Annotated in this window: 7 protein-coding genes; 3 read left to right on the forward strand and 4 right to left on the reverse strand. The window is 33.6% G+C overall.

The window, feature by feature from the left end:
* The 3 genes from MVY38_RS10810 to MVY38_RS10820 form a co-directional block, all read left to right on the forward strand.
* The coding region (locus MVY38_RS10810; protein WP_297486136.1) for a cytochrome c peroxidase at nt 1-881 on the forward strand (881 nt) is incomplete at its 5' end.
* The gene (locus tag MVY38_RS10815) at nt 878-2,683 is read left to right on the forward strand and encodes a multiheme c-type cytochrome (RefSeq protein WP_297486142.1); all 1,806 of its coding nucleotides are present in this window, start codon (nt 878-880) and stop codon (nt 2,681-2,683) included. The genes MVY38_RS10810 and MVY38_RS10815, both read left to right, overlap by 4 nt.
* On the forward strand, nt 2,676-3,059 hold the full coding sequence (locus MVY38_RS10820) for a thioredoxin family protein (protein ID WP_297486151.1): 384 nt from the start codon (nt 2,676-2,678) through the stop codon (nt 3,057-3,059). Before MVY38_RS10815 ends, MVY38_RS10820 begins: the two co-directional genes overlap by 8 nt.
* On the opposite strand, the gene MVY38_RS10825 is transcribed toward MVY38_RS10820, so the two are convergent.
* From MVY38_RS10825 to MVY38_RS10840, 4 genes are all read right to left on the reverse strand, one after another.
* Entirely contained in the window at nt 3,056-3,949 is an 894-nt protein-coding gene (locus MVY38_RS10825; RefSeq protein WP_297486156.1) for a glycosyl transferase, read from the reverse strand. The two genes, MVY38_RS10820 and MVY38_RS10825, sit on opposite strands and share 4 nt — an antisense overlap.
* A 9-nt stretch (nt 3,950-3,958) precedes the next feature.
* On the reverse strand, nt 3,959-4,288 hold the full coding sequence (locus MVY38_RS10830; RefSeq protein WP_297486162.1) for a hypothetical protein: 330 nt from the start codon (nt 4,286-4,288) through the stop codon (nt 3,959-3,961).
* 323 nt (nt 4,289-4,611) lie between these two features.
* A complete protein-coding gene (gene cobA / locus MVY38_RS10835; RefSeq protein WP_297486172.1) occupies nt 4,612-5,349 on the reverse strand; it encodes a uroporphyrinogen-III C-methyltransferase in 738 nt (245 codons plus the stop codon).
* Nucleotides 5,349-6,282, reverse strand: a 934-nt coding sequence (locus tag MVY38_RS10840; protein WP_297486175.1) for a radical SAM protein, incomplete at its 5' end; no start/stop codon positions are given. The genes cobA and MVY38_RS10840, both read right to left, overlap by 1 nt.

The raw sequence follows: 6,282 nt of genomic DNA on the forward strand, positions 1-6,282 counted from the left end.
TAGAAGATATAAGTCATCCTGGAAGCAAAACAGATTGTATGGTATGTCACATAAAAGATGAGAGTGGGAGTGATCGATTATCAACGGCGATAGGAGTAGGTGAACAAACAAATCCCAATCATCTCAACACACCTACTATTTTAAATTCAGCATTGGCAAAATATAGAATGTGGGATGGTACTGTTACAACTTCATTAGATGTTATAGTACCTATGATACATGGAAAATACACTATGAATCTCTCATCACTGGAAGCGGAAAAAAGATTGAAAAACAGTGCTGCTTATACGCAGGAGTTTAAAAGAATTTTCAAAGATGGTGTGACTTTTGAGAATGTTGCAAAAGCATTAGATGTATACCAAAAAACACTCTTGACAAGAAGTGCTTATGATAGATTTTTAGAAGGAGATAACTCCGCTATGAGTGAAGAAGCAAAAAAAGGTTTTAGTGATTTTATACAGCTGGGCTGTAAAGGATGCCACACAGGTATAACCGTTGGTGGACAAACAATTCAAAAATTTCCGACACGAAATTATAATCACATCATAGATGTTACAGGAATTTTTAGTAGAGAATATATAGGTCGAGAGACTGCTGCATTTGATTTCAATTTTAAGCAATATCAACGCTTTCCCTTTGAAAATAAAGGTGGATTTCTAGGCAAAAATAATCAACAACTTTTTCGAGTGCCAATTTTGCGTAATGTGACAAAAACATCTCCTTATTTTCATAATGGATCTGTCTTTGATTTACGCGAAGCTGTTCATATTATGGGGAAATATCAGTTGAGTATGGAATTGACCGAGACACAAATAGATGAAATCGTGGCATTTTTACACTCACTTGATGGTGAAATCGTCGAATATAAGGAGCTCAAATGAAAATATTGTATATAAATCTTGATATCCTCTTTATGTTCGTCAGTGGCATATTACTGATGGATTATTTCTCTATAGCTTGGTCTTATTTTCGAGTAATAGAATTTTTACATATATTCGGTTCCATAACAGTCACGATTCTTTTTGTACTGCCTTTTTTATATAAGCATATTAAAGAGAGTATGATAATTATGAAATATAAGAGTATGAGTGGCTTAATGCTCGGTTTTGTGCTCTTTTTATTGCTTCTAAGCGGAACATATCTGTTTATAATCGGCAACCGTGGTGGCGATGTATATGGAACACTCTTTTATTATATACATCTTTATATCTCTTTTGTTTTAATACTTGCTTTGGTAGTGCATCAAAAAAAGTTCTTTTTTTCAAGAAGATTTGCTACTTTTGCTTCTGTTATACTACTTTTTTCACCAAGTTATTCCTATTCAAAATCGACAAAACTGACAAATATTGTTTTTACTGATGGTGCAAAATACCATCATAGTATTGATTGGACAAATTCTGCTACATGTAAAGAGTGTCATCCTAAAATATTTAAGCAGTGGGCAGATTCTAATCACAGACATCTTGCTGATTCAAATCCATATTATATGGTATTGGAAAATTTAGCAGGGATGGACAAAGGTGAAAAATTTAGGGAGTGGTGCATGGGCTGTCATAATCCAAGTGCCGTGAGTATGCATCAAGAGCGAACGACACATTTTATGAAAGACAATGTGATGCCTGAACCACTTTTTGTCAAGGGGTCAAAAAATCTTATAAATGAGTATAAAGCACATCCAAATAGATTAGAACAGGGTGTTTCATGCATTACATGTCATCGCATAATGGATGCAAAACCAGTAGGAAACAGTTCTTATACGCTTAATTTGACAAAAAGAAAAAAATATCTTTATGAAGCCTCTACTACAGATATGAAAGTGTGGATAAGTCATAAGCTGATTAATGCTAAACCAAAGATGCATAAAGCGGAATATATGAAACCTTTGTATAAAAAAAGTGAGTATTGTGCATCTTGTCACAATGAATTTTTGCCGCATTCGGGCAGAGAAGTTGTTGGAACTTATGAGCAATGGAAAAAATCACCTTTTAATAATCCCAAAAATCCCAAGGAACATAAAGATTGCATAGACTGCCATATGACACATTTGGAAAAAGGAAAATTTTCTCCGCTTCAAGGTTCTTCAACACTTGGAGGAAAATATAAGAAAGATATAAAAGTACACTATTTTGCAGGAGGGAACTATTTCCTTGCTGGTCTTAAAAACAAAGAGAATGAATCACAGTCTATACAGCTTCTTAAAACTTCTGCGAAGCTAGATTCAAAAATTGATAAAGGTGTGTTGCTTGTTGGTGTGAAAAATGTCGGAGCAGGGCATAAACTTCCGACAGGAGCGGCAGATTTTCGAGAGTTGTGGCTTGATATAACAGTAACAGACAGCAATGGTAAAATTGTATTTAGCACTGGAAAACTTGATAAAAAGGGCGATATAGAAAAAAATTCTATCATTTATAACAAGATTTTTGGCGATAAAAACGGGAAGCCTGTAGGTTTGTTTTTTTGGCGGTATGAAAAATTATTAAAAGATACAAGAATACCTGCAGGCAAAAGAGTTGTAGAAAGATTTATACTCCCTGAAAATTTAGAGTACCCATTACATGTAGATATAAAACTCAACTTTAGAATTTATCCGCAATGGGTAACCAATATAGTCAAGGCGGCATATCCTCAATTGACCGATCCTCCTGTTATCACAATCAAAGAATTAGAGAAGCAGTTTGATTAAAAGTATAGTTATTAGTACTCTTTTAATTTTCTATGCTGATGCTTTTATGATAGAAGGTTCTTATGAAAAAGCACATACAAAGGCTCTAAAAACAGGAAAATCTTTAGTCGTTTTTTTGACGAAAAAAAATTGTCTACAGTGCAATGTAGAACTTGCAAAAATAATTCATAATAAAGAAATATCTTTGGCTATCAGTAAGCATGCCGTTTTTGTTATAGTAAGGCGAGGACAAAAAGAGAGTTACCCTATAGAAATGTTGTATACAACACAATATCCAGCGCTTTTTATTCTTGATAAAAACGAGTTACTAAAATGCAATGCATCTGCTGTTAAGTTTGACATTAAATATATTGCTCAATGTCTTTATTCTCATTAGTCTAAAGCTTCAAAAGCTTCCTCAATACTGTTATATTTCTGTGCTATAAAAAGATATACTGCGGCATTAAGACATGCCAATCTGAGGTACTCATCTGATGGGTTTTGCAGTTGTGCTATGGAGTCTTCAAGTGTTATCTGCTCCCATGATCTTTTATAATGGATACCAAAATATTCAGGGTCAATGATATACTCTTTTGTCTCATTGCCATCAACCATCCATAGTCGTCCTTTACTGAACAACTCAGGTGTGCCTTCATTGCCTTGAATAAGTGCAATCTTTTTATATCTTCCTTTTAAAATTTCACTGTATTTTTTAACAAAAGGTTTATGAAATATACCGGTGATAGCAAAATCACTCTGTGCAACACCAGAAAGTTTTTCAATAGTGCTAAAGCTTGTGCGTAGACCAAGTTTATTTCGTATATCTGTTAACTGATGTAGTTTAGAGAAGAAATTTTTCCTATCAAAATAGTGTACATTTGGAGTAAGGTCAATTTGAGTTATAATTTCTTTGATGGTGATACCATCTTTTGCCGGTTGTTTTTCATCGCCTACGACAACGAGATTTAGCCCATGACTCTCTAACACTTTTGCAACAAGTGGAAATATATAGGGATTTTTTGCTTTTCCATCAAAAGGGTAGCCAAGTTCAATAGAGTTTTTGACCTCACTTCTTTGGATGTTTGCATCACATGCAGCTAATGCACCACGAAACTCCTCTATTGTTTCAGGTTTTAATCTCCAGCCAAGTAGAAATGCTGCTATCTGTTCATTTGGAACGCTTTGGTCTAAAATTTGAGTCATCATATCTTTACTCTCTTCAAAACTTAAATCTCGATTACCTTTGACACCCGTTCCAACTGCATGTATGTATTTGAAAAAATCCAAAATTATCCTTTATTTTACACCGTTTAGTTTATCTTCTATAGCATTCTCTAAATCACTATTATCTGGAGAGAGATGGAAAGAATCTTCTGTAAAATGAACTGTTACTGCCTTTGAAGATTGATTTTTTATTTTTTCAGCTAAAACAGCATGGTCTGTAAATTCAGTCATTATCCATCCATCTTCCTCACCCGCTTTTACTATTAATTGATGTACTTTAGAGAGTGGCATCTTATGAGAAAGTTGAACATAATCAGCATTAGGATTAGTTGTTGTACTACATCCTATAATCATTAGAGAAGAAAGTAGTAGCAGTGTTACCTGTAAAAATTTGTTTCGCATTTTGTATTCCTTTTTTATATAGTGTAATTTCTTCTTATAAAGAAGTAATGAATATGATATAATAATAATTATAAAAAAACTTTAAATTTATTGGATTTATATGTATATGCACGATTTAATCATCATTTTAGTCATGACTTTCCCAATGTTCCTGTTTTCAATTTATCCGGGGATAGTTGTTAGTGAATATTTAGAAAAAAAATATGGTATAGATGAGTCAAAAAAAAGAACAGTTATGGTTGGAGTTACTTTTCTTTTTGCTTTGACAGTATCTACATTACTTTATTATGCGTAGGAAGATTGATATAACTTTTAAAAAAAGATTATTGTTGTTCAAACCATTTAAGTTGATCGCGTAACTTAACAACTTTGCCAACAATGATAAGTGCTGGAGTAGGAACACCTTTCGCTTTTTTCACTATATCTTCAAGGGTTCCAGTAACGACAATTTGTTCTTTAGTAGAACCTTTTGAAATAACTGCACAAGGATAATCTTTGGGTTTTCCAATCTCTATGAGTTTTGTTGCAATTTTTGAAAGATTGTGTAAGCCCATTAAAAAGATAATGGTATCATCTGTCTTAAAATTTTCCCAAGGTATTTGAGACACCTCTTTGTTTGGAGACTCATGTCCTGTCACAACGCGAAAGCTTACTGCAACTCCACGATGAGTAACAGGAATACCTGCATAAGCAGGTACACTTATGGCAGAAGTTATCCCTGGAATGATTTCAAAGCTAATACCACGCTCCTGAAGATATGCTCCCTCTTCTCCACCGCGTCCAAAAACAAATGGATCACCACCTTTTAAGCGAACGACTACCTTATGTTTAAGCGCATTTTGATAGATAACTTCATTTATTTCATCTTGTGGCAAGGTATGTCTGCCATCTTCTTTACCAACATAAACAAACTCACAACCATCTTTTGCCATTTCTAAAATTTCAGGGTTTGCAAGTCTATCATAAATGATTACATCTGCTTGCTTGATAACGCGATGTGCCTTAAGTGTAAGAAGTTCAATATCCCCAGGTCCAGCGCCTGTCAGGTAAACTCTGGTCATTAAATTCCTTTTCTTTCTTTATCTGTTAGATAACAAGATGGATCTTGCGCCCATAAATCATCATAAATAGCATAGGCACGACTACGAGAGCCTCCATTACATATATCTATGACATCACATTCAGAGCAAATTCCACTTATATCTCTAGGAAACTTGCGTAACTTTGTAAGTATATCATTTTCTTTATCTAACCAAATATCACTAAAAGGACGCTCAGTCATATTGCCAATATAAAATGGAAAGAATGGATCAGGTTTTACTCTTCCCATCCAGTCAATATTTCCAAGTTTTCTTCCTGCGCTGTTTCCACCCCAACTTTTGAGTCTTTTAATCATCTCATCTCTAAGTTCAGGATATTTTTCAGAAAATTTTTCTAAAAATATAAGAGCGTCCATTTCCATATTCCCAGTAACTACATCTATATCTTTGCCATCACGAATATATTCAAAAGCTTTATCTATAATAAATTCAACAAATTTGCGCCTTTCTTCTTTAGATATATCAATTTTAAGATTATCTAATCCCCTACCTGAATATACCAAATGAGATATATAGATTTTATCTACACCAATTTTTTCGGCTAATTCAAAGATGGAGTAAAAACTCTCTTTTGTTTCATTGGTAATAGTAAAACGAATGCCAGCATTGCCTCCATGTTTTTGTATAAGGGCAATAGCAGCTAAACTTTTTTGATAGGCACCTTTTAATCCACGAAACTTATCATGTACATCTTCTATTCCATCTATGCTTATACCTATATAATTAAATGTTTTTATGATGTCATCAACATTTTTATCGTTTACATATAAACCATTTGTAGAAAGATATGTAACAATACCTGCATCTCTCATAGCTTGAGATATTTGAAAAATATCTTTTCTAATAAGTGGCTCACCACCTGAGAATATAATAAACTTAATACCAGCTTTTAAA

Source organism: Sulfurimonas sp., from assembly GCF_027056685.1.
Taxonomy (GTDB): Bacteria; Campylobacterota; Campylobacteria; order Campylobacterales; family Sulfurimonadaceae; genus Sulfurimonas.

Excerpts from the sequence above, each read along its gene's own strand:
- MVY38_RS10815 (WP_297486142.1), top strand. The coding sequence starts at position 878 with ATGAAAATATTGTATATAAATCTTGATATCCTCTTTATGTTCGTCAGT.
- MVY38_RS10830 (WP_297486162.1), bottom strand. The coding sequence starts at position 4,288 with ATGCGAAACAAATTTTTACAGGTAACACTGCTACTACTTTCTTCTCTA.
- cobA (WP_297486172.1), bottom strand. The coding sequence starts at position 5,349 with ATGACCAGAGTTTACCTGACAGGCGCTGGACCTGGGGATATTGAACTT.